Below are 22953 nucleotides of genomic sequence, written 5' to 3'. Positions count from 1 at the left end.
ACGCCGACAGGAAGACCAGCGCGAGCACGACCAGCAGGAACTGAAGCATTCTTCTTTGATGCATGATGTCTCCTTTCTTCGTCTACGTGGAACAGCGTATTTGAATACCCATCTGCTGCGGGCCGATATCGTTGACCGCGCCCTGCGCCTTCCTTTCCCGAGTTGCGGGGAGGGCAACGGATCGTCATGGTTGGGACGCCTGGCGGAGAGCCTCGTCGGCTCTCTCCGGCGTTCATCCTGGAAACTTGAAACAGTGGTACAAGGCAGGAAGTCTCCCGCGAGGGACCTGCGGTCTCTTCGCGGGGTCGACGTGCACCGGAATCGCGGCATTCATGACCTGCCCGGCACCCCTTTGCACACGCTTCTTACACATAACATCTCGGCAAACACAGTTATTTTGTAGGTAGAGAATAGGGAAGTGCTTCTTTTATTTCAATATGTTTTTGTCCAATTCCATGCATTCCGGGGATTCCCCGCGTTCGATCCGGCGATTCCATAGCGGTACCGGGGCGGCGGGGTCTTGCGGGAAGATTGCCTGTCCCCGGGAAGAACTGCCGTGACCGCGATCACGCCGACGGATCTTTTTCTTTGAGTCCCGCCCCGGTGATGTCTTCATGGTAGCGGTCGGCCCACCGGTGCAGCGGCTCGGAGGCGGGAACCTCCGTCAGGACAGCCCGGAGACACTTCCTTGCGGATTCGTCATGGCCGAACCCCTCGTGAAGAATCTGCGCCTTCAGAAACAGGGCCTCCGGGTGTTTGGGAAACTGCTTCAGGAACTCATTGATGAGAAAGAGGGCCTCGTCGAAACGCCCCTGCCTCTTGCTGAACCGGATTTTCTCCAGATCCCCGGCCGACCGCTCTCCGGCGCTCCAGGCCGCCTTCGGTCCCCCACGGAACGTGCGGGATATTTTGTCCCCGGCCCCGGCGACAATCCCCATGACGACGGCCGCCATGACCGGCGGAATGACGACCAGGAACCATGCGGGGACATACCCGGTATACACCTCGACCGTCAGGAAGACCCCGAAGACAACGGCCCAGATCAAGAGAAAGCGATACAGCTCGATCCGGTCGGCTTCCTTCGCGATTCGCCTGATTTCCCCGAACAGGGACATGCCGCAGCCCCCCGCAGTTCTCCGTCCGGCCACCCCGCGCCCCGCGGTTCATCCATCCGGGGCTTCGATTCCACCGGGCCGGCCGCCCGTTTTGGAAGGCCCTGTATCAGGTCCCTCCCCGCCATAGCATCATGAAGCCCTCCCTCATGGAGTCCGTTTTCTGGAAAGCCTGGAAGAGTCGTTCCTTTTCAGTTTCTGGTAAAGGCTCGTCCGCGACATCTTCAGGATCCGGGCCGCCTCGGTCTTGTTGCCCCGGGCCTTTTTGAGAGCATCGAGGATCATGGCCTGCTCGTACTGCTCGTACTCGCCCAGGATGGATGTCCCGTTCTCCAGAGCGTCCGGCCTCGACGGCTCCGGATCGGGAACCCGCAGCACCATCTCCCCTTCTCCCGGCGCGGACAGGATCTCGCGAACATGCAGGTCCGTGATGAGCTGGCTGTCGCTCATGATCGTCAGCCGCTCGACCACGTTTTTCAGCTCCCGGATATTACCCGGCCAGGGATGCCTTCGCAGCTCCTCGAGGGCTCCTTCGGTCATTCTCTTGCTATAGTTGTACTTCCTGTTGTTGGCCTGCAGGAATTCCAGGCTCAGGGGAATGATGATTTCCCGCCTCTCCCGGAGGGGATGAATGACGAAGGGAACAACATTCAGGCGATAGAACAGGTCGTCCCGGAACCGGCCCGATTTCACTTCATCCGCCATGTTCCGGTTGGTCGCGGAGATGATCCGCACGTCCAGCTTCCTCCGTTTCGTTCCGCCGACCCGGATGATCTCGCTGGTGTCGAGAGCCCGGAGGATCTTGACCTGGATGCCCGGAGGGATATCGCCGACCTCATCCAGAAACAGCGTTCCCCCCTCGGCCATCTCGAAAAGCCCCTTCTTCCCGCCCCGCCGCGAACCGGTGAAGGCGCCCTCCTCGTACCCGAACAGCTCCGCCTCCAGCAGATTTTCCGGAATGGCCGGGATGCTGACCGGAACGAACGGCATGTGCCTGCGGGGGCTGCTGGAGTGGATCGCGTTGGCGAGGACCTCCTTGCCGACCCCCGATTCCCCCATGATCAGGACCGTGCAGTCAACGGGCGCCACCTTCTTCACGAACTCGATGAGGCTCTTCATCCCTTCCTTCTGAAAAATGTGGTCGTTCGCCGCGCTGATGTACTGGCGCAGGGTCTCGATCTCCTGGCGGTACTTCTCCTTCTCGAAGCGCTCCATCTCCAGCTTCGCCTTGAGGCCGAAGAGCTCCTTGAGCGTCATGGTCGTCACGATGGCGAATTTCAGTTTTCCGTTGGCGTCAAAAACGGGGCGGGCCCTGGACAGGACCTCGACACCGTCCTTGGTATAGATGAGCCCCATGGTCTCCTTCCCCTCCAGCAGCCTGTCGTCGATGAGGGACCGGTCCACGAGGCCTCCGATGTACTGGTCCCTCGTTTTTCCCAGCCAGTCTTCCGCCTTGATTCCGAGTATCTCGCAGGCCAGTTTGTTGATCAGGACCAGGTGGGGCGTGGGTTCGACATCGACGATGACGACGGCGTCAGAGACGGAGTCCAGGATCTCCGGCAGGTACGCATAGACATCTACAGGTATTTGTTTTTCCAGCATATTGTTCTCCGCAATCGTGTTCGAACAATCAATTAAAACACATTTGCACAGATGTGGACAGATTTGAACACCACAAACCGTATTGAAAAATATAATCCTTTAATATTCAAAGGATATAAGGATGGCATGTTTCGTGCTCTCGTCCCCTGTCCGAAGCAGCACAATCCCTGAGAGAAGGCTGGAACGCGGATTGGTGGTGGCTGAAGCGGATCAGGTACATCCGGAAGGAGGCAACCGGACCGATCGGCAACAGGATCGGCCGGAGCGAGCCCCTGTTCGATGATGGGGGGGCCGGACCGCGAGGCATTGAGAAACCGCCTTTCCCGTCTTCGACACAACAGGAAGGAGGAAAGAGGGGAAGATGATGCAGGTGAACGAGTTTCAGGAAATTCTCTACAGCAAGGACGACAGCGGCATCGTCACCATCACGCTGAACATGCCGAAACGGAAGAACGCCTTCAGCAAGTACACCACGTACGAGCTGTTCTGGGCGATGGAGGCGCTTGAAAAGGACGAGACGGCCCACGCCCTGATTCTCACCGGCGCCCGCGATCCCGACTCCGGCGATCCGACGAAAGAGGCCTTCTGCAGCGGCGGCTATTTCCACCCGAGTGCCATGGATCCCGCGAGCGATGAGGCCAGGGCCGAGATCGACATGACGGACATCGCGGAGGCCAGGATGACCCTGAAGATGTGGCAATGTGACAAGCCCATCATCGCCGCGGTGAACGGGCTGTTTATCGGCGGCGGATTCACCATGTGCCTGACCTGCTGCGACCTTGTCTACTGCTCCGAGCACGCCTGGGCCCAACTGCCGTTCATCCGCCTCGGCATCGTCCCGGAGGTCGCCTCCAGCTACATGCTTCCCCGCCTGATCGGATTCCAGCGCGCCAAGGAGATCATGTTTTTCGGCGAGCGCATCCCGGCGCAGAAGCTCCTGGAGCTGGGGCTGGTCAACAAGGTGCTTCCCCACGACCGGCTGATGGACTACGCACGCGAGTCGGCGCTCCGGCTCATTCCGCCCGCGGGAGCCGGCTACGCGGTCCGCATGACCAAGCGGACCCTCCACCGGCCGCTGATCGATGCCCTCACGACGGCCCTGAACCTGGAAAACAAAGGCCTGAACGAGGCGTTCACCACGGCCGACTTCAGGGAGGCATTGGCCGCCCGCCGGGAGAAGCGCCTTCCGTCGTTCCAGGGGAAATGACACCCCGTCCGGCCGCCGGCGATCCCGGTTTTACGGGGGTTGCCGGCGGTGACTGGAGATTTCGGAAAGAAGATCGGCATCACCCACCCCAATAGGGCGCAACGAAGGCTCCCTGAACGCAAATCTCCTTGAAAAACAAAAGAATATCGAGATCCTCCCCCTCCGGACCGGTCAATTTCATTGACGCCGGAGACATTCTTGCCCTATGCTTCCCTCGGAAAACAGGAACGTTTTACCTGGAAGCACGGAAAGGAGGGTTCAGATGGTTCGCTCGTTTTTTTCAATCATAGGCCTCCTGCTGCTCGGCGTCCTTCTGGTGAGTGCCACGGCGGCATCGCAGAAGGCAATGAGCGTACAGGTCAAGGAAGGCCAGTTGAGGGCGACGCCGTCCCATCTTGGCAAGATCGTGGCCAAGGTATCCTACGGCGATCGTCTGACGGTGATCGAGGAGCAGGGCGACTGGAAAAAAGTCTCCTTCAACAGGAAAGCGCAGGGATGGATTCACAACTCAGCCCTGACAAGCAAGCAGATCGCCCTGAGGGCCGGCCAGAGTGGCGGCGGATCGTCCGTTTCCGGAAGCGAGATCGCCCTCGCCGGCAAGGGGTTCAACAAGGAGGTGGAGGCCCAGTACCGCCAGAACAACAAAAACCTCGACTACACCTGGATCAACCGCATGGAGACCTACAAGGTGTCGCCCAGGCAGATGGACGACTTCATCAGGATCGGTCGCCTGACCCCGGAAGCGGAAGGAGGGAAGCCATGAAAACCCTCATTGGGCGGACGGCGGCAATCTCCCTGATGATCCTGTCCCTGATCGCCTGCGCGGGAATGGAGACCGTGACCGACGTGGCCACGGGAGTGGGCGTGGCAACCGGCAAGATCAGCAAACAGCAGGGGCAGTCGATCAAGAAAAGCACCAAGGCCGTGGCGAAGAGCCTGGAGGAGTTCACCCCGGAGCAGGAATACTACATCGGACGGACCGTCGGCGCCGTCGTGCTCGATAAATACAAACCCTTGCCGAACGGGAAGGCCAATGCCTACCTCAACACCCTGGGCCAGACCCTGGCGCAGGCCTCGGACACGCCGGAGCTCTTCGCCGGGTATCATTTTCTGCTGCTCGATTCCGACGACATCAATGCCTTTGCCACCCCGGGCGGACACGTTTTCATCACCCGCGGCCTGGTCCGCTGCTGCAAATCGGAAGACGCGCTGGCCGCGGTCGTGGCGCACGAGATCGGCCACATCCAGCTCCGCCACGGCATGAAGGCCATCGAGAAGGCGCGCACGACGGAAGCCCTGACGATCCTGGCGCAGGAGGGGGCGAAGTCCTTCGGATCCCAGGAAGTCGCCCAGTTGACGAACGCCTTCGGAGGAGTGATTTCCGACATCACCAACACCATGATCAACAATGGCTATTCCCGCTCCTACGAATACCAGGCGGACGCGGCGGCAGTGACCATTCTCAGGCGGGCGGGCTACAATCCCGGCGCGCTCCGGGAGATGCTGGAGGTCATGGCCGGGCAGATCAAGCCGGGCGGAACGGACTTTGCCAAGACGCATCCGTCGCCGGAGAACCGGATCGCCGAGCTGAAGGACACAGGAAGAAAGTCGAGCGCCGGAGGCGAGGTCCCCGGTATCCGCAAACAGAGATTCGCCAAGGCGATGAGCCGCCTGTAGGACCGGGGAAATGCCGTTCGGAGAACTGCTCCGTCGCAGCAAGCTCTTGCAGGGACTGGCAGCGGGCGTCATCGGCGCCCTGGCCGCCCTGCTCTTTTTCCTTCCGGGATGGCTGGACCGCTGGGAGGCGAAGACCTGGGACGCACGGGTCAACATGCTGGCCAGGCCGTCTCCCGCCACCCCGAAGATCCGCGTGATCCTGCTCGACCAGAACAGCCTGGACTGGGGCAAAAACGAGAACGGCCTGTCCTGGCCCTGGCCGCGCGAAGTCTACAGCACGATTATTCAATTCTGCCAGCGGACCGGCGTCCGTTCCCTCGCCTTCGACGTCCTTTTCACGGAGCCCTCCAAGTACGGCGTGGCGGACGACCAGGCATTCGCAGCGGCAATCGGGAACTACAAACATTTCGTGGGGGCCGTCTTTCTCAGCCGGACCGCCGGCACGGAAGAAACCTGGCCCCCGTTCGCTCCGGCGCCGGTGTCGAACATCGAGGGGCTCGAAGCCTGGCTTGCGGAAACCGGGCATCGGCCCTTTCCCCGGGCGTCCTTCCCAGTGCCGGAGATATCGTCCGCCTCCGCCCTCCTGGCCAACGTGCAGCACGATCCTGATTTCGACACGGTCTATCGCCGGGCGGCCATGTTCGAGGTCTTCGACGGCCGGGTGATCCCGTCGCTGGCCCTGGCGGGCTACCTCACCGCCCACCCGGGCACGCTCCTGAAAATCGCCCCGGGCCGCTTCACCGTGGGAGAGCGTGAGATTCCCGTCGACGGCAGGGGCAAGGTGATCCTCAACTTCCGTGGGCCTTCGGGAACCCACAAGGCCTACAACGCCGCCTCGATCATCCGGAGCGAGCTTCAGCTCCAGGCCGGGGAAAAACCCGTGATCGAGAACCTGGAGGACTTCCGGGACGCCTACGTCCTCTTCGGCTTTTCCGCTCCCGGCCTCTACGACCTCCGTCCCACCCCCGTCTCCGGCATCTATCCCGGGGTGGAGATCTCCGCCACGATGCTCGACAACCTGCTGGCCGGCGATTTCATGCGGCCCGTCCACACCGTTCCGGTGGCCGTCCTGACCCTGCTCATGGCCCTCCTGACCGGCGTGGCGACTTCCCGGGCGAGAGGCATCGCCAAAAGCGTCCTCGTCTACGCGGTCGTCATCTGCGCACCGCTCATTCTCTGCGCCGTCGCCTACCGGCTGGGATTCTGGCTTCCGATAGTGGTCCAGGAGGCCGGCGTCGTGGTCACGCTGTTCAGCGCGGGCCTGATCTATTACACCACCGAGGGCCGCCAGAAGATGTTCATCAAGAGCGCCTTCAAACAATACCTGAGCCACGCCGTCATCGAACAGATTATCGAGCACCCCGAACGCCTGAAGCTGGGCGGGGAGCGGCGCATGCTCTCCATCTTCTTCTCGGACCTGGAGGGATTCACCACGATCTCGGAGGGCCTGGATCCGGAGGCGCTGACGAACCTCCTGAATGTCTACCTGTCGGCCATGACCGACATCGTCCACGAGGAGGGCGGCACCGTGGACAAATACGAGGGCGACGCGATCATCGCCTTCTGGAACGCGCCCCTCGAGCAGCCGGACCACGCCGTCCGCTGCGTCCGGGCCGCGCTCCGCTGCCAGGCAAAGCTTGCGGAAATGCGCCCGGGCTTCAAGAAAAGCATCGGCAAGGACCTGAAAATGCGCATCGGCATCAACACCGGCTACGCGGTGGTCGGCAACATGGGCTCCAGCACCCGCTTCGACTACACGATGATCGGGGACGCCGTGAATCTGGCGGCGCGCCTGGAAGGGATCAACAAGCAGTTCGGAACCTATACGATGATTTCCCAGACCACGAACGAGCAGATGGCCGGCGCCTTCCCGGTGCGGGAGATATCGCGGGTCGCCGTGGTCGGCCGCCGCGAGCCCGTCGTGGTCTACGAGCCGTACCTGCCTGAGGCCCTCGACGCAGAGAAGCAGTCCGTCATCCGGCGCTTCTCCGAGGCCGTCGCCCTTTTCTACCGGGGCGATTTCACCGAGGCCCTGGTCCGGTTCGAAAGCCTGGAGGAAGACGACGCCCCGTCGCGCTTCTACGTCGCCAAATGCCGGGAGCTCATCGAGCATCCGCCCTCCGACTGGCAGGGCGTCTGGGTCATCACCTCGAAATGACCCCGGGCATCCTCGCCCCGACGGGGGTCCGCCCCGACGGTCAGATGGGCAGAACCAGGTCTTCGAGTCCGTCCGGTGAGGTGGTCAGGGACCGGCACCCGTCGCCGGTGACCAGCACCGTGTCGGAATGGCGGAACCCGCCGACATCCGGCAGGTAGATCCCCGGCTCGATGCTCACCACCATGTTTTTCTCGAGGATATCCCCGGACCCCATGGCGATCCACGGGGGCTCGTGGCCGGTGATTCCGAAGCCGTGGCCGGTCCGGTGGAGGATGGCGTCGCTGTATCCCCTCTTTTTCAGCAGGATCAGGACGGCCTCATCCACCTCGGCTGCGGCGGCGCCGGGCTTGACGAGCTCGTACCCGAGGGCGCGGGCCTCCATGCAGACCTCGAAGGGACGCCGGCAGTCCTCCGGGACCCCGCCCAGGAAATACGTGCGCTCCACCTCGGCGGAATAGCCGTCCGCCTGGGCCGTGACGATGACGACGTTCGGGCCACCCTCTTTCAGCTGCTCGAACAGGCCGGGTATGGAGTGGGGCTGGGCGGACGATCGCCCCGGCCAGACGGCGCAGAGAAACTTCGAGACCAGGAGGTTGGCGTTGGGGACCTCCATGATGAACGTTCCCATCATGTGGCGGACGCTGTCGCCGTAGAGGGTCAGCTCCATGACGCCGGGCCTGCTCAGCTCCAGGCACTTGGCCAGCCCGGCATCCGCGATTTGGGAGGCGTAGGCGATGCGGCCGGCCTCGTAATCCGTCTTGACGAGGCGCGCCTCGTCGATGACGTCGGCCACCTTGAGCCGTCCGGGCATGACCGCCTGGTGGGCGAGGCTCAGGGAGGACTCGACGCCGACCCGGGCACCACCCGGGATGACGTCCCGTAGCGCGTCCGTAAAGGTCCGCCCCGGGGGCGCCGGGAATTCGTAATAGGTACGGTAGTCCACCTTGAGCAGGACGCGGCTTTCCGCATGGCTCACCTCAAGCCCCGGCAGAATCAGTACCGGAGTGCCCTCCAGCGGGATCACCAGGAAAAAGGGGCGCTCAAAGGGGATGTAGGCAAAGTTGGTCAGGTAATAGACGTTGTCGGTGTGCCCGCTGACGTAGCAGTCCAGCCCTTCCCGGGCCATGAGGCCGCGGACCTTTGCCAGCCGGAGCTCGATCTCTTCCGGGGGCGGCGGGGTCTTGACCGGTTCGGTCATGTCGTTTCCTCCATGCTTGCGCAGTTGTTCCATGCCCCGGTCTTACCGCCTGCCGGGACATCCGCGATCGGCAGCCCGCCGGCTTCTCCGCCCTTCTGCACCCGGGGCACATCGGGGGCGGCTTCGGTAAACTCCAGATCCAGTTTCTTCACCGTCCGGCGGGTCGGAACGCCGTTTTCGTCCCATCCCCGGAGACTGTAGTACCTGGGCAGCATCTTCGCAAGGGGGACTACGGTCTTCTTCCTGCCGGGGATCTGCTCTTCGTGGGTGAACCGTTTGGCCAGCCGGTCGTCTTTCGCGGAAAACCCCTCGCGGATGTTGTAGAGCCGCTCCAGGGTGAATCCGCGCTCCCCCATCCGGATGAACCGCCCGAAATCCATCTCCATGCCCGTGGCCGTCTCCAGGGCCTTCGTGTGGGGGAGCATGGGGAGATGATAGTGCATGAGGGAGGGAGGCAGCTTCAGGGTGAGCTCGATGGCGGCCCAGGAATGGGTCAGGATCTGCGTAACCAGCCAGCTTACGACCCGGGAGTTCGCGATCCTGAAGAGAAAGGCGGGGAGCATCGTCCAGCTCGTGAAGAGGCAGTTTCCCCCGGCGCTGATGGAGGCCAGGAGGTTCTGGTCCAGGATGGTGTATCCCGGTTTCGAGCGATAGTCGTACGGGTTGAGGATGGCGGGACCGGTGGCCTCGAAATAGATCATGTAACCGCCGTCCAGGTGACAGGCGCCGCGGTTCGCCGTGGCGTAGCCGAGACCGTGCCCAACGGCTCCCCGGGGCTCGTAGGCGGCCATCTCCATTCCCTTGGAGTGGGGGGCGAAGTCCTCCCCGCCGTACTTCTTCGACAGGAAGCGGACGCCCTCCGCCAGGTCGTCCCCGATGCCCTCCCGGGCGGCGATGGACCGGATGATCCCGGAGATGTTGTCCTTCCTTCCGAACTCGATCCCGCTCTTCCAGAGGCCCTTCTCGTTCAGCTCCGCGGCGAAGCCCAGGACCGTTCCCGTGGAGATCGTGTCGAGGCCCAGGAGGTCCAGCTCGTAGTTCCAGCGGATGATGGCGTCCATGTCGTTGATGAGCAGGTTCGACCCCAGCAGGCACAGGACCTCGTACTCCGGTCCCTTGATCTCGCGGCCGTCGAGGTTGACCACCCGGGCGCAGCGGATGGGACAGGACTGGCAGCCGGCGTTCTTCACGAGCCGGGTCTCCGCCAGGGTCTGCCCCGTCAGCATGTGGGCGTCCTGGAAGGTCCCGGAGGAAAAGTTCTTCGTCGGCAGGGCGTTGTGGTCGGAGATGCTCTTCAGGAAGCCCGCCGTCCCGTACCGGGGGGCAAAATCCCCCGTGGCCGGGTGCCCCTTCAGCATGTCGATCCACTGCTTGATCAAGGCCTTGAACGCCTCCGGGTCGTGGAGTTCGATCTTCCGGTTTCCCCTGGCGACGATTCCCTTCAGGTTCTTCGACCCCATGACGGCGCCCATGCCCGAGCGGCCGTGGCTGCGGTCCTGGGAGATGACGATGGCGTACTTGACGAGTTTTTCCCCGGCGGGGCCGATCACCATCTTGCCGGCCCTCCGGTCGCCCATCTTCTCCCTGGCCTCTTCCGTGTCCAGCCCCCAGAGATGCGACGCGTCTTTGATCGACACCCTGTCCTCGTCAATGTCGAGGTAGACCGGGCTTTCGGCCCTGCCGCGGACGATGACACCGTCCCAGCCCGCCCGCTTCAGGTGGATCCCGAAATGGCCGCCGCTGTTGGAATGGCCGATGGTCCCGGTCTGGGGGCTCTTGGCGGAGATGTCGTACCGGCTGGTGGATGGAGCCCCCGTCCCGGTCAGGGGGGACGTCATGACGATCAGGACATTCTCGGGCGAAAGCGGATCCACGCCCGGTTTCAGCTCGTCCCAGAGGATCTTTGTGGAGATGAACCGGCCGCCGACGAAGCGCTCCCGGTCGCGGTCGGACAGGTCATAGGTGCCGATCCTTCCCGCGGTGAGATCGACGTCCAGGATCTTTCCCATGTAACCCTTGTATCTGCTTGCCATTCACGACCTCCAGCCTGTACATTGCATCCATCGGCAGGCCGCGACATGCGGCCCCGGGGGGCATCCGGAATCCGCTGTCTCTCATGAAGAAGATCCTTGCAGCCATGCCGGCCGGTGCTTCTCCCGAGCTTCTTCTTGACAGCGGATGGATTCCCTGTTACATGCGTTTATCGATTATCAATAATCAATAAGCCTGTCAAGGGCTATCTCTTTTGCGGTTCCTCATGCCGGTTCAAAACCGGAGGGCATGCATCCATGTATAAGATCAAAACGGAGAATCTATCCCAGAAGGCTGCCGACATCATCAGCGGGCGGATCATCCGCAAGGAGTTTCTCCCGGGCGAGCGCCTCATCGAGACAAGAATCGCGGGCGAGCTCGGTGTCAGCCAGGGAACGGTCCGCGAGGCCTTCCGGATCCTGGAGAAGATGAAGCTCGTGGCGATCGAGCCACGCCGGGGGACCGTCGTCACTCCCCTCAACAGCGACTACATCGAGTCCCTGTACGACATCCTGGCGGAGCTTTACGGCCTCCTGATCCGCAGGGTCATCACCCGGATGACGCCCGCCGACCGGGAGGAGATTCTCGGGGGGGTGGGAAAAATAAAGGCCTGTGCAGAGGCGGAGGACGGCCTGGGGTACGGCGAGGCCATGTTCGACGTCATCTCGATCCTGCTTCGCATTGCGAAGGATTCCCTCCTGGAGCACACGATTACGGAGCTCTGGCAGGTCAAGCGGTGGGTCGAGTACGAAACGCTGATCTTCCGGAAAAAAGAACTGAAAGACAGTTACGGGGAGCTGCTCCGGATCCTGGAGTCGGCCACGAAGGGCGATGAGGACAATGCCGTCGGCCGGATCCGGGCGTACGCGCTCCATGAGAAGACCGTCGCCATGAAGGTGATGGCCGGCAAGGCCGGAGCAGGCCAGGCCTGAGGCCCCGGGGAGTTTCCCTGCCCTGCGCCCGGTGCCGTTGGAAAGGGGCTTTCCTCCATCACGTCACGCAATCTCCGGGCGAATCCCTCCCCTGCCGCCCGTCTACGGCATCTTCAGGTTGTACAGCCGGATCGCATTTTCACGGAGGACCATCCGCGCCAGCTCCACCGCCTTCTCGCGGGTGATCTCGCCGTCATTCATCATTCCCGTCAGGGCCAGGGCCAGCGCCTTCCGGGAACTGTCTGCACCCAGCCAGGTGAATTCCTCCCAGTTCACGATCGTCATGCCGACGTAGAAGGCATCCGTGCCGAACATCACCTTTTGCGGCTGCACCTCCAGCCAGCCGCGGATCACCTCGCTGAGGAAGCGCGGGTAAAACAGGAAGGACATGGCCGAGAAGTCGGCGTACACGTTCGGCTTGAGCAGCAGGGCCGCTGTCTCCCTCGTAAACGGCCACCCGCCGTGAATGATGACGAACCGGGTGCCCCGGAGCGCCGGATCGTTGAACACCGGCTCCAGGAGGATGGGGTTGGAGCCGGCCATGTCGAAATAACCGCCGATGCCGTAGCCGGTGTGAATGTGGACGACCAGCCCGATGCGTCCCGCCTCCCGGCAGATCCGGCGGAAGAGAAAATCCTGAAGCGTCCTGTACTCGCCCGGTGAAGGATTTCCCCCCTTGGCGTAGCGGGCATACACCTTCCGCGCCTCCGCCGCCGGCGGATCGGCGACGTCGAGGGGACGCAGGTACGCCAGCAGGAACTTCACGGCCACCGCGCCGTCCCGCTTCTGCTTCTCCAGCACCGGCACGACAACCTTCGCCAGGTACCCGTCCAGCGACTCCGGAAGCACGTCGACGCGGATGCCCGCGAGGGATTCCTTCAGGGCCAGGTCCAGGCTGGCATAGGAGCCTTTGAGGCTCGGGTTTTCCATCTTCAGGCGTTCGCTGCCCAGCGGATACATCAGCATGTCTACATAGCCGACCCAATGGAAACGGGATGCCGGCAGACCCCGTCCCATGATCCTCCGGTTGGCGAACATGACATCGATCCCGGCCCGGTCCAGCACCCAGGACGGGTAATGGTCGCCCTGTTCACGCATGATGCGTTTCTTGGTCTCGATCAGCTCCAGGGCCTTCTCTTTGTCCATGGTGTCGTGCCGGTAGCCCCATAGGCCGCGCCATGTCCTGAGGAGATCGGGACTGCCGGGATTCAGCCGGTACGGGATGAGGCCCATATCGCTTCCCGATCCTCCCTCGCTCCCCATTCCCAGTTCCTCCCATCCCCCATCCTTTTCACCCCAGGGAAGGACCACCAGCGGGTGTGCGTGGTGATCGACGAGCCTGATTCCATTGATTGCCGCTGCGAGCGCGGGATCGGCGGCCGTCTGGGCGTAAAGCGGACCGGCGACGGCCAGGAAAAGAAGCGGGAAGAGCAACAGGACGGCAAGTTTCGTCTTCACGGCGTTCACACCTCCTTCGGGGATCATGAGCGGAACGGGCCATGCGGGTCCGTCAATGCGGTTTGCTCTCCGGGGACAGGCTGATTTTCAGGGGTGCGTGGATGATCTTCGGATCGACGGTGACCGCCTGGACAAACGGCCGGCATCCCCTGGCCTCGACCTTGAGCTCGTAACGGCCCTTGGGGATGTCGTAGAACATGAAAAAGTCCTCCCAGTAATACTCTCTGCCGTCCATGGCTTCCTGCATGGCCCCGCCCAGGTCGATGTCGTGCGGCATGATGGTTCGCTGCACGCCCGGTCCCGTCAGGGAGACGGAGGTGACCCTCCTCTCCGCCGCCACCGGCGTCATGAATCCCCAGTACAGGTCCTCCTTTTCCTGCTCCATCGTGATCTGGCCGCCCACCATCCCCTGCGGCATCAGAGAAAGGGTCACCTCCGCCGCCGCGTCCGCGCCGACGTCCACCTTCAGGCGGGCGGGTGTCACGCGATACCCCCAGGCTAAGAGGCCGACCTCGTAGGTCCCCGCCCGGACGGGCCCCATCTCCTGGCTCTTCTTCAGGGGATCGGGAGACAGGTAGAATTCCACCCGGCTCTTTTCGGCGGGGAGGAACAGGAGCGTCATCCACAGCGGCGGGACATCACTCTCCTCCTCGACGGTGTAACGAAGCCGGACCATCCCCCGCTTCTCCGGACGTCCGGGGTCGGCGTCCCCCTTTTCGACCCATTCCAGGACGGTCTTGTACTGGGCCAGGACGTCCCTGCTGTTCAGGATGCCCACGTGGTCTTCATCGAAACCGAATACCTTGATCGCTTCCGACTGGGCCCTCAGATCGAGCATGCTGGCCAGGGTGACGGTCGTGTCGTTGTTGGGGCGCAGGGGATTCCGGCTGCCCCGGTGCCCGAAAAACAGGTAGTCCCGGATCGAGGGCGGCATCTTCCTGGAGAAGGAAAGCCGGATGAATTCGCTGTTCGGCGCCATGTCCTTCCAGCTCGGGATGACGGCGGGCGACTGGGCGACCCCCGCCGCCGCCAGGTCCTCGCCTCCGAAGGGCGTGGAAATGGAGACGAAGAGCTTCACGCAGCTCTTGAGAAAGCTCTCATGCGCCAGGGCATAGCGGGCGACATGGCCCCCCATGCTGTGGGCCGTCACGTAAAGCCTCTGAAACCCGTATTTTCTGTGAAGTTCGCGGATTTTGACAGCCATCAGCCCGGACATGGCCTTCAGGCGCGCCCCGGACGGATAGTAGTAGATCCAGACCTGGTACCGGGAGAGGTCGAGGTTGTCGATGAAGTAGCGCCAGTCCTGGGGGGAGCCCGCCGCACCGTGGACCAGGAGAATGGGAATCTTCCCCGGATCGTAGGGTTCCAGAAAATAGATATTGGCACCGTACTCCCGGAAGAATTCGAGGGGAGACCAGAACCCTCTGACGCCCTGCTCGCCGGAGAAGATCGGATCACGGATGTCCATGATCGCCCCCGCCTGCGTGCTGTGCCAGCGATGTCCACCCGCGGCGTCTTTGGCCAGGATGTCGAAGGGGACCTTCCGGCGGACGTCCGGATCCCGGGAGAGCACAACGGCCATGTCCAGAACCGCGCCCCCCGCCGGTGCGCGGATCGACAGGTCGTCACTGTCCCCCAGGGCGACTCCCGCCGGCTCTCCCGGATCGAGGATCCAGTTCCGGTTTCTGTCCTCGAAGGCGAAGAGCCGGTACCTGCCTCTCGGCACCAGGAGCTGGTACGGGCCCGGTTCATGGAGGACCGTGTGGTGGGCGACCCTGAACCGTCCATCAACCTTTTCGCAGGCGACGACGACGATGGGGCCCTTGGCCGGTTCCCCGCTGTAGACCGTTCCCGTGATCAGGCAGGAATCCCTGGAGAAGGTGTTGTCCTTCCTCAGGTCGAAGAGGGCGCAGCCGTTCAGCAGGACCGATGCCACGAGCAGGGACAGCCCTATCCACCGCAAACGGATCATCCGGCCCGTTTGCCTCCGCTGCTCCCCGGAAACCTTGCCCCCGCCGCTTCCGTGTCTTCGCGTCATGCCCCCGATCCCTCCCGTTCGCGGAGGAGCACCGCCTGGAGCGGCTTGATCATTTCATCCTTGATGCGCTTCCTGAATTCCTTCCGGAACGCCGGGATGCCCGTCAGGACGCCCATCCCCAGGTTGATGCCCCGCATCTTCCAGTCTTTCTGGGGAAAGTCGTAGAGGCCGTGGTCCCGATAGAACCGGTGGTCCGCCCGGAAGACGAACCGCAGGCGCCCCCAGACTTCGTCGCGGAACATCTTCGTGCCGGCGACGCCGAGGAAACCCGGCGGCCGGACATACCCTTCCCGGGCAAACCTGACGGACCTCTCCGCGAGCGCCTGCAGTCCCTCGTCGATCCGGGTCGTGTCGCCGCTTTCATCGGTCACCACGCCGGCCCAGTTGGCCTGCTGGAACTCCATGTAGCCTTCAAAAATCTGGCGGAGATGGGGAAGACGGCGAAAGGGGCCGGAGAGGATGAAGCCCGCCTGCCTGCCCGCCAGGGTGGGGATGTGCGTGTTGAAGAAGACGCGGTCGAAGTAGCATTTCCACGTAGAGGACAGGTAGCGGTCCCGGATCTCCCCTGCACAGATGAGGATGTCCGCGTTCATCACGCGGCTCCGGTAGAAGTCGCCGAAACCGTCCTTCCCGGCGTAGACGCAGGTGTTGTCGTAGCCGCACTCGCAGCAGCCGAGACACCCCCCCTTGATGTCGAGATCGTGAAGATTGACGACCTCCACGGGACCGCTGAAGGACTGGCGGAAGCGCTCGATCATCTTCAGCAGGTTGTCCTGGCCGGGAGCGGCGTCCGTCAGAACCAGGACCTTTTTGCCGTCCGTCGGGACCGTCTCCCGCACCGGGCCCGCCTCGTAGACAAAGCCGCGGGGCGGGAGGGGTTCATGGGTACGGTCCACGGGATCCCGCCTCTGTGCCGTGTGGAACAGGTGATCGGCGAACCGGGTCAGCCTCCTTCGGTTTTCCGGCTTCAGGAGCTCGTACATGTCGGCGGAATAGCCGCCGATGTGCAGCATCCCCAGGTCCTGGCTGACGGCGTCGATGTAGCCGTGGGCCGTGTGGTCGAAATAATGGACCGACGTGGTCAGGGCGGCGCTGTATCTGCCGGCCAGCTTCTCCGCCGCTCCCCGCTCGAAGAGCAGCTCGATGAACCGCTTGTACTGCGACGGAACCAGGCAGACGTACACCGGAAAGGCCCACAGGACGAGGTCGGCCTTTCCCATGTCATCCAGAACCTCCCGGAACGAGCCGTCCTTCTTTTCAAGGACCCGGATCTGCCGGGCCACGTTGTGGATCTTGAAATCGTACCCCGGGAACTTCCCGGCGAGGAAATGCACGTACTGCATGGTGACGCTGACGTCACCCTTGGGACTCCCGTTCAGGACCGTGACATGCATGATCGTCTCCCGTCATTTCCAGCGATGCGTGATGCCAATCGATACGTATAGCCCCGGTTCGCCGGGTGCCCCGTCCGTGAAATTCTGGATGCGGACGTAGTCGTCGCCCTGGTCGTACAGCTCGACGGTCGCCCCGGAAGCGGAGACGTAGCAGGTCGTCCGCGGCAGTACGGCCAGCTTCGAGCCTGGGATTTTCCATGACCTGGACACCCGCGGCTCCCGGGTCGTCCGGATCGACACCGCGATCAGCCGGTATCCCAGGCGCTCGAAATACGCCCGGGACAGCGTTGCCGGGTCTTCTTTCCCGGCCAGCTTCGGCTCGATAAACGCTATGTAATCGTTCATGATCCTTGCATAGTGCAAGGCAATGGGCGTGTCGGACTCCCGCACGAAAAGGGGCTGGGCACAGACCGCTCCGCCGGGAAGCAGGGCGAGCAGGAGAAGGATCGCGGCCGCCCGTTTCATGATGGAATCGTGGGAATCGCCGGGGCATTTCGCGGGACGCGGAAACGGCCCCGCTCCTGCCCCGGCGTTCTTATCGGGTGGTGTCCCTGAGCCGTCGGAAAACAGGAACGGCTCATAAGAAAAACGGGTCTGTCTTACAGGGCATGACAGGCCGCGCACTCCAGTTTCGCCTTTCCGTTCTGGTGCGTCTTGTGGGTGTCGGTCGAGAACTTGGTCGGCTCGCTCTTGGCCGGATCCGGGGCGTGACAGGTCAGGCAGGCCTGCCCCTTGCCGACATCCGGATGGGTTTTCGGCATGATCTTGGCGTAGTCCTTGTGGCAGGTGTCGCAGACATTGGCCTTCAGCGGCGGCCCGCCGGCCAGGACGGCCGTGATGAAGACGGCGCAAAGCAGCAGAATCCCGCACGCAATGACAGGAAGTTTTTTCAGGGTACTCATGGTCTCTATCCTCCTCGTTTGTCTACCGTGTCCACGGAAAAGCGGACATCGTATCTGGACCGGGTCCTGAGAGAGGCCCGGTGGGGAAAAAGGGGCAACCCGAACGGCGCCGATCGAACCCGGGGCCGGACGAAAGAGACCCCGCGCTCATTTGAGAAACGGGGTCTTCCTGGATCAGCCCATGTTGCGTCCTGCCTGGATCGGATCGGTTTCCGACGGATCTACGTCGTTCACACGGCCCGTTTTCTACCACCATTCCTCCGAGAAATCCACGGTGGAAAACGGAACCGACAGGCAATCCCGGCATCCTCCCTCACCGCCGTCTTCAGCCATGCCTGCGGCCGGGACGCATCCCGAACGGCCCGGCCGGGGAAGCAGGCCCGTCCCCTGCGGATGCCGCACGGAGGAGTCCCGTTCGGTCCGTTCCATACATGCCGCGTTACCGGGCAAGCACGATCTCCCTGGAATCCGGCGTGCCGTATTTGCCCCTGGAACCTGGCTGGAGCCTGGCGATGATTTTATCGCGCCCCGACGGCGTGTACGACACGATGTAGTCGCCGACCGCCGTGTAACCGGAGTTGAGCAGGGCGGCGACCTCATCGCTCGTGACGGCCCCGCCCGACGGATTGCCGACCACCAGCTTCGTATAGGCCGCCTGGACATTCGACGCGGCGGCGGCAAGCGCGGCCATGCCCGCCACGTTGGCGGCGTCGCCCGGCGCAACGGTTCTTCCCGCCAAAGCCTCCGGCACCGCGGCGGGCCCGGCGGGACCCTTCACCGAAACCGCGGCCTTGTCTTTTCCTCCCGGATCGCCCAGATAACGGGGGATCATCATCACCGCCAGGATGCACAGGATCCCCAGGGCAAGGACGATCGAAATCAGGCCAAAACCCCGCCGGCTTCCCGGGGGCGTTCCATATTTCATGATGGTCCTCCCTTTCCCTGTCCTCCCGGCATGAACATGTGCCGGATTTGCCTTATCGCTTCTCTTATCACACCCTTGACCGGGTTTCAGCAAATACGATAGGCCCCCCTCGCCCCCGCTTCCTGGAACCGGGCAGAGGGCGTGAAATTGCGCGAGCGGAACAGGGAGGGGTCGTCCTGCTTGCCTTCAGCGTATACGGCACTCCTTTGACCTTCCGGATTCCCCGGGTAGCCCCGCCTGAGCCGGTGGCAATGCGACACCCCTGATGTTCCTCAATGCTTTTCGCTTGCCCAGGGGAAGAAAGACGGATATGTCAAATATGACATACCTACATCCTGCATGACGAGGAGGCATGGATTCGCATGGAACAGTATCGGATGTATATTGACGGGCAGTTCGTGGACGCGGAGTCGGGGGAGACAAGGGCCAGCATGAATCCGGCAACGGAGGAACCCGTCGCCCTGGCGCCCGTGGGAACCCGAGGCGACATGAAACGCGCCATCGAGGCGGCACGCCGGGCCTTCGATTCGGGCGTATGGAGCGGCATGCCCGTCGGCGAGCGGGCACAGTTGATCTATAAACTGGTGGAGAAGATCAACGACATGGACATGACCCGGAAACTGGGCACCATCGAGACCCAGGATGCGGGCTTCACGATCAGCCTGTCGACGGGGGGCGAGGTCCCCTTCACGGCCTACTGGATGGAGAAAGCCGCCCGGACGGCGGAGTGCCTGTCTTCCTACGAGCCCCTCCCCTGGCACGACTTCCCCGACGTCTCCTGGAGTTTCGTCAACCGGGAGCCCATCGGTGTGTGCGGCGGCATCATCCCCTGGAACCATCCCTTCATGATGGCCGGGTGGAAACTCGGTCCCGCCCTCGTCATGGGATGCACGGTCGTCCTGAAACCGGCCTCCGAGACGCCCCTGGCGGCCCTCGAACTGGCAAAGCTGATCGACGAATGCGGTTTCCCGCCCGGCGTCGTCAACATCGTGACGGGCCCCGGGTCCTCCCTGGGAGAAGAATTGTGCACACACCCCTTCGTGGACAAGGTCGCCCTGACGGGCTCGACGGAGGTCGGGCGGCAGGTCATGAAAATGGCCTCATCCACCCTCAAGAAGGTCACCCTGGAGCTGGGAGGAAAAAGCGCGCAGATCATCATGCCTGATGCCGACCTGGAAGTCGCCGTGGAGGGTTCGCTCAGCGGCGTGTTTTATCACACGGGGCAGGTATGCGTGTCCGGAACCCGCATCTTCGTTCATGAAGACATTTACGACGAGTACCTGGAGAGCGCCATCGCCGCCACCCAAACCGTCCGGATCGGGGATCCCATGGATTTCGAGACGACCATGGGTCCGCTCATTTCCAGGGGTCAGCAGGAGACGGTCCTCCGGTACATCGAGATCGGGAAGAAGGAAGGCGCCACCGTGGCGACCGGCGGGAAGAAGCCGGATCACCTCAAGAAGGGATTTTTCGTCGAGCCGACGATCTTCACCAACGTCCACAACGGGATGACCATCGCGCAGGAGGAGATCTTCGGTCCCGTCGTGTGCATCATCAAGTTCCGCACGGTCGACGAGGCCGTCGCCATGGCCAACGACAGCATCTACGGGCTCGGCGGAGCCGTGTGGTCACGGAACATCCCCGAGGCCATCGAAATCGCCAAGCGCGTCCGCACCGGGACGATGTGGATCAACACCTATCACCAGTTGAGCCCCATGGCGCCCTTCGGCGGGTACAAGCAGTCCGGGATCGGACGGGAGCACGGGGTCCAGGGGCTCCTGGAGTTCACCCAGGCGAAGCACATTCTCGTCGACCTGGGAACGCCCCTGGCCAACAGGCTGCTGCACACCTACGTGTTCAGCAAATAAAGCACATTCCGGGAACGCGGGGCGGGAACAGGCTCCGCTTTCCCGAATGGTTTCCGTTCAAAATATCATGGCAACCGGGAGGGGGCACCGCCGGCTCCCTCCCTCCATCCTGCTTCACCCCGGAACCGGGACCGGCCCCGGGACGGGTCACCGGCCCTCCATGCACGCCCGGATCTGGGGAGCCATTCTCCGCTTGCAGTCTTCGCATCGCGGATCGGCCGCCACATCCAAGAGGGAAATGGACTGCCGGCAAATCCCGCAGAAGCGGTTAAGGCACTCCTCGTAGCTCCTGCCCGCCCGAGGAGGAGGGGCGGCCTGGGCGCGCCGGACACAGGAGACGTACGAGAACCCGTCACAGGTGGGGTGGTTGCAGACCTGCCTCGTCTTGAGGATAACGGTCCGCCCGACGTTGTTCACCACGCCGAAATCGTCCGAATGCTGGTATCCTCTCGTCTGGCAGAAGTAGTCCGCCGCGGGCTTCCCGCAGTTCTGGGCCCAGGTGAGGCACCAGTCGATGGGGATGTTGTTGATCGCGGGCCGGTCGAACCGCGTGCGCTGCTGTGCCTCCCCCGCGGAAGGCCACAGGAGTAGCGCTGCGGCCAAGGCCAGCCAGAAACAGCTCCCCTCCAGGATCTTCATCGTTTTCCTCCTTTCTGTCTTCTGCATGGACGCGAGGCCCCGACTCACAATGAGTACAGGGGATAGAAACCCTCGTCCGGCCTGGTTGCATCCGTGACCACCTGCGCGTCCGCGGGGCACCGCTCGCCCGGCGAATAGACCTTTGCCGCCCGGATCTTCCCCGACTCGTCCGCCCGGAAGGAAATGGCCGGTACGAACAGGCTCGCCCGTGAAGGCACCAGGTGAATCGTGAACTTCATGGCCTCGAGATCGGAAGGCAGCTCGCACCGGTGGCGGCTGTAGTCCCTGCTCTCGAACGTCTCCCGGCAGCGCGCATGAAGAGAGAGGAGCCCGCCCCTCGCATCGCCCGTCTGGGGCTGCTTTCGCAGGCGAATCTCCTCCGCAACGAATTCCCGGAAATCCTTGACGATTTTCTGTCCCTGGGATTGACGGAGCTGGTAACTGCCCTCCTGCCAGCCGACGGCAATCGTTACCGGCACCAGGATGGCCGTCGATGCGACGATGAGCGAGGAGGCGAGGAGCATCCGCCCCGGATTCGCTCCCTCCAGCCAGGGAAAGACAGCCTTCTCTCCGGAAGCGGATCCGGCGTCGGCGGCGTCTTCGTCTGCCGGTGCTCCGGCATCCCTCTTCCGGAGCATCTTCGACCAGGAAAACAGCCTGTATGCCCGGACCAGCGCCACGGCAGCGGCCGCGAACACGCACAGGATCATGGTCTCCACGGTGGCCATGGAGATCACAACCGTGAGAGCGGCGACGAGCGTGTAAACAGCCCCCTCGAGGGAGCGCTTTCTTCCCTTCTCCGCCAGTCTCTTCTTCCGGATCGCGTACACGCCCCCCAGGGACGAAAAGATCATCAGGGCGATCCAGATCAAAAGCACGAGCGATGCCGTTCGGAATCCCGTCCCCGCGTTCGCCAAGGCCGGTGCGGGAAGGAGCAGCATTCCCGCGGCCGCTGGGCACGCACAGCGGAGGATGCTCAGGACATTCATGCCTCCCTCCAGGTAAAGTGCCAGTCCTCCGGGGGCATGAACCGCTCCCGGGTCCAGCGGAATGCCCCGGGTGCCTCCGGGGCCAAGGGGTAGTTGGAGCCGGTGATCCGGACGCCGTCCGGAACCAGCCTGTAAACGGCCCTCTCCAGGGGACGCAGCCACGACGCCGTTGTGGTCAGGATGTAGGTGCCCCTCTCCCTTGGGGTGCTTTGCCGGTAGCGAAGATGAAGCGTCACCTCCCCGCTCCCCGGAAAGACGACGGAAAAGCGGTGCCTGCCGAGGGAATGCGAGACGGGGATCCTTTTTCTTTCCGGGGTCTGCTGGACCAGTTCGACCCCAGCCGGAGGCAAGTGGGCCGCGTCCTCCGGAAAGGGCAGGACGTATCCCTGGATCACCGGGAAGGGGAACGGATTGCGGTATTGGTAGATGGCGTCGACGAGGATATGGCGGGGCTGGACGGTCACCCGGATCTCCTCGGCGGTGAAACGAACCGCGGGGATTGCGCCCGTGCAGAAGGCAAGCGCAACGGCGCAGAGAAGAAAAGCCGACCAGGGACCGGCATAACCTGCCAGGTGGCGGATGATCCGTGTCGGGATGCCTGCTGCCATAGCCCGTGCTGTCCTCCCTGTCTGTACACGGCAAGAGGAAACCACAAAGGAAGCGTATTGACCATGACACGGTTCGCGTCCGGAGTGGAAAAGAACGGCCGGAAGGCCGTCCCGCCTCCGGGTGACCCGATGAAGAACCCTGTATCACATCCGTCGTTCGAAGTCCGCCCCGGATTCAAGCGGCCGGCATCCGGGAGATCCCGGCGGATTTTTCA

General features: G+C 63.0%; 20 protein-coding genes. 7 read left to right on the top strand and 13 right to left on the bottom strand.

Annotation, left to right across the window (positions count from 1 at the left end; all coding sequences use genetic code 11):
* The coding region (locus PLO63_10905) for a hypothetical protein (protein HOI74647.1) at positions 1 to 403 on the top strand (403 nt) is incomplete at its 5' end.
* A 163-nt stretch (positions 404 to 566) separates the two neighbouring features.
* Here PLO63_10905 and PLO63_10900 read toward each other — a convergent pair.
* Positions 567 to 1115, bottom strand: coding sequence for a tetratricopeptide repeat protein (locus tag PLO63_10900; protein ID HOI74646.1), 549 nt, complete (start codon positions 1113 to 1115; stop codon positions 567 to 569).
* A 144-nt stretch (positions 1116 to 1259) separates the two neighbouring features.
* A complete protein-coding gene (locus PLO63_10895; GenBank protein HOI74645.1) occupies positions 1260 to 2714 on the bottom strand; it encodes a sigma 54-interacting transcriptional regulator in 1455 nt (484 codons plus the stop codon).
* 361 nt (positions 2715 to 3075) lie between these two features.
* On the opposite strand from PLO63_10895, the gene PLO63_10890 reads away from it, so the two are divergent.
* The 4 genes from PLO63_10890 (at position 3076) to PLO63_10875 (ending at position 7756) form a co-directional block, all read left to right on the top strand.
* Positions 3076 to 3921, top strand: a complete 846-nt coding sequence (locus PLO63_10890) for an enoyl-CoA hydratase/isomerase family protein (protein HOI74644.1) — start codon at positions 3076 to 3078, stop codon at positions 3919 to 3921.
* Positions 3922 to 4183: 262 nt separating this feature from the next.
* The gene (locus tag PLO63_10885; GenBank protein HOI74643.1) at positions 4184 to 4684 is read left to right on the top strand and encodes an SH3 domain-containing protein; all 501 of its coding nucleotides are present in this window, start codon (positions 4184 to 4186) and stop codon (positions 4682 to 4684) included.
* Entirely contained in the window at positions 4681 to 5598 is a 918-nt protein-coding gene (locus tag PLO63_10880; protein ID HOI74642.1) for a M48 family metallopeptidase, read from the top strand. Before PLO63_10885 ends, PLO63_10880 begins: the two co-directional genes overlap by 4 nt.
* A gap of 10 nt (positions 5599 to 5608) precedes the next feature.
* Complete coding sequence (locus PLO63_10875) at positions 5609 to 7756, top strand: adenylate/guanylate cyclase domain-containing protein (GenBank protein HOI74641.1); 2148 nt, start codon at positions 5609 to 5611, stop codon at positions 7754 to 7756.
* Positions 7757 to 7796: 40 nt separating this feature from the next.
* On the opposite strand, the gene PLO63_10870 is transcribed toward PLO63_10875, so the two are convergent.
* Both PLO63_10870 and PLO63_10865 read right to left on the bottom strand, forming a co-directional pair.
* Entirely contained in the window at positions 7797 to 8954 is a 1158-nt protein-coding gene (locus PLO63_10870; protein HOI74640.1) for a Xaa-Pro peptidase family protein, read from the bottom strand.
* A complete protein-coding gene (locus PLO63_10865; GenBank protein HOI74639.1) occupies positions 8951 to 10987 on the bottom strand; it encodes an aldehyde ferredoxin oxidoreductase family protein in 2037 nt (678 codons plus the stop codon). Before PLO63_10865 ends, PLO63_10870 begins: the two co-directional genes overlap by 4 nt.
* Before the next feature lie 255 nt (positions 10988 to 11242).
* Between PLO63_10865 and PLO63_10860 the strand changes: the two genes are divergently transcribed.
* Positions 11243 to 11917, top strand: a complete 675-nt coding sequence (locus PLO63_10860; GenBank protein HOI74638.1) for a GntR family transcriptional regulator — start codon at positions 11243 to 11245, stop codon at positions 11915 to 11917.
* 102 nt (positions 11918 to 12019) lie between these two features.
* On the opposite strand, the gene PLO63_10855 is transcribed toward PLO63_10860, so the two are convergent.
* The 6 genes from PLO63_10855 to PLO63_10830 form a co-directional block, all read right to left on the bottom strand.
* Positions 12020 to 13375 (bottom strand): amidohydrolase family protein, encoded by a 1356-nt coding sequence (locus PLO63_10855; GenBank protein HOI74637.1) that lies wholly within the window; start codon positions 13373 to 13375, stop codon positions 12020 to 12022.
* A gap of 52 nt (positions 13376 to 13427) precedes the next feature.
* The gene (locus tag PLO63_10850; GenBank protein HOI74636.1) at positions 13428 to 15413 is read right to left on the bottom strand and encodes a hypothetical protein; all 1986 of its coding nucleotides are present in this window, start codon (positions 15411 to 15413) and stop codon (positions 13428 to 13430) included.
* Entirely contained in the window at positions 15410 to 16807 is a 1398-nt protein-coding gene (locus PLO63_10845) for an NAD(P)H-dependent oxidoreductase (protein HOI74635.1), read from the bottom strand. Before PLO63_10845 ends, PLO63_10850 begins: the two co-directional genes overlap by 4 nt.
* Before the next feature lie 12 nt (positions 16808 to 16819).
* Positions 16820 to 17272 carry a hypothetical protein gene (locus tag PLO63_10840; GenBank protein HOI74634.1) on the bottom strand — a complete coding sequence of 151 codons (453 nt, stop codon included), beginning with the start codon at positions 17270 to 17272 and terminating at the stop codon, positions 16820 to 16822.
* Between the two features lie 134 nt (positions 17273 to 17406).
* Positions 17407 to 17709 carry a hypothetical protein gene (locus tag PLO63_10835; GenBank protein HOI74633.1) on the bottom strand — a complete coding sequence of 101 codons (303 nt, stop codon included), beginning with the start codon at positions 17707 to 17709 and terminating at the stop codon, positions 17407 to 17409.
* Between the two features lie 439 nt (positions 17710 to 18148).
* A complete protein-coding gene (locus PLO63_10830; protein HOI74632.1) occupies positions 18149 to 18634 on the bottom strand; it encodes a hypothetical protein in 486 nt (161 codons plus the stop codon).
* Between the two features lie 362 nt (positions 18635 to 18996).
* Here PLO63_10830 and PLO63_10825 point away from each other — a divergent pair, with 362 nt between their 5' ends.
* Positions 18997 to 20502 (top strand): aldehyde dehydrogenase family protein, encoded by a 1506-nt coding sequence (locus PLO63_10825; GenBank protein HOI74631.1) that lies wholly within the window; start codon positions 18997 to 18999, stop codon positions 20500 to 20502.
* Between the two features lie 147 nt (positions 20503 to 20649).
* Here the strand turns inward: PLO63_10825 and PLO63_10820 are convergent, their stop codons facing one another.
* The 3 genes from PLO63_10820 to PLO63_10810 are packed head-to-tail and all read right to left on the bottom strand — an operon-like array spanning position 20650 to position 22738.
* Positions 20650 to 21141, bottom strand: coding sequence for a hypothetical protein (locus PLO63_10820; GenBank protein HOI74630.1), 492 nt, complete (start codon positions 21139 to 21141; stop codon positions 20650 to 20652).
* A 44-nt stretch (positions 21142 to 21185) separates the two neighbouring features.
* Positions 21186 to 22130 (bottom strand): hypothetical protein, encoded by a 945-nt coding sequence (locus tag PLO63_10815; protein ID HOI74629.1) that lies wholly within the window; start codon positions 22128 to 22130, stop codon positions 21186 to 21188.
* Entirely contained in the window at positions 22127 to 22738 is a 612-nt protein-coding gene (locus tag PLO63_10810) for a hypothetical protein (GenBank protein HOI74628.1), read from the bottom strand. Before PLO63_10810 ends, PLO63_10815 begins: the two co-directional genes overlap by 4 nt.
* Between the last annotated feature and the right edge of the window lie 215 nt (positions 22739 to 22953).

The organism is Syntrophales bacterium (assembly GCA_035363115.1).
GTDB lineage: Bacteria > Desulfobacterota > Syntrophia > Syntrophales > PHBD01 > PHBD01.
This window is presented reverse-complemented; position numbering and strand designations above follow the sequence as displayed.

Coding starts and splice junctions, on each gene's coding strand:
- PLO63_10900 (HOI74646.1), bottom strand. CDS start 1,115: ATGTCCCTGTTCGGGGAAATCAGGCGAATCGCGAAGGAAGCCGACCGG.
- PLO63_10895 (HOI74645.1), bottom strand. CDS start 2,714: ATGCTGGAAAAACAAATACCTGTAGATGTCTATGCGTACCTGCCGGAG.
- PLO63_10890 (HOI74644.1), top strand. CDS start 3,076: ATGATGCAGGTGAACGAGTTTCAGGAAATTCTCTACAGCAAGGACGAC.
- PLO63_10885 (HOI74643.1), top strand. CDS start 4,184: ATGGTTCGCTCGTTTTTTTCAATCATAGGCCTCCTGCTGCTCGGCGTC.
- PLO63_10880 (HOI74642.1), top strand. CDS start 4,681: ATGAAAACCCTCATTGGGCGGACGGCGGCAATCTCCCTGATGATCCTG.
- PLO63_10875 (HOI74641.1), top strand. CDS start 5,609: ATGCCGTTCGGAGAACTGCTCCGTCGCAGCAAGCTCTTGCAGGGACTG.
- PLO63_10870 (HOI74640.1), bottom strand. CDS start 8,954: ATGACCGAACCGGTCAAGACCCCGCCGCCCCCGGAAGAGATCGAGCTC.
- PLO63_10865 (HOI74639.1), bottom strand. CDS start 10,987: ATGGCAAGCAGATACAAGGGTTACATGGGAAAGATCCTGGACGTCGAT.
- PLO63_10860 (HOI74638.1), top strand. CDS start 11,243: ATGTATAAGATCAAAACGGAGAATCTATCCCAGAAGGCTGCCGACATC.
- PLO63_10850 (HOI74636.1), bottom strand. CDS start 15,413: ATGACGCGAAGACACGGAAGCGGCGGGGGCAAGGTTTCCGGGGAGCAG.
- PLO63_10845 (HOI74635.1), bottom strand. CDS start 16,807: ATGCATGTCACGGTCCTGAACGGGAGTCCCAAGGGTGACGTCAGCGTC.
- PLO63_10840 (HOI74634.1), bottom strand. CDS start 17,272: ATGAAACGGGCGGCCGCGATCCTTCTCCTGCTCGCCCTGCTTCCCGGC.
- PLO63_10835 (HOI74633.1), bottom strand. CDS start 17,709: ATGAGTACCCTGAAAAAACTTCCTGTCATTGCGTGCGGGATTCTGCTG.
- PLO63_10830 (HOI74632.1), bottom strand. CDS start 18,634: ATGAAATATGGAACGCCCCCGGGAAGCCGGCGGGGTTTTGGCCTGATT.
- PLO63_10825 (HOI74631.1), top strand. CDS start 18,997: ATGGAACAGTATCGGATGTATATTGACGGGCAGTTCGTGGACGCGGAG.
- PLO63_10820 (HOI74630.1), bottom strand. CDS start 21,141: ATGAAGATCCTGGAGGGGAGCTGTTTCTGGCTGGCCTTGGCCGCAGCG.
- PLO63_10815 (HOI74629.1), bottom strand. CDS start 22,130: ATGAATGTCCTGAGCATCCTCCGCTGTGCGTGCCCAGCGGCCGCGGGA.
- PLO63_10810 (HOI74628.1), bottom strand. CDS start 22,738: ATGGCAGCAGGCATCCCGACACGGATCATCCGCCACCTGGCAGGTTAT.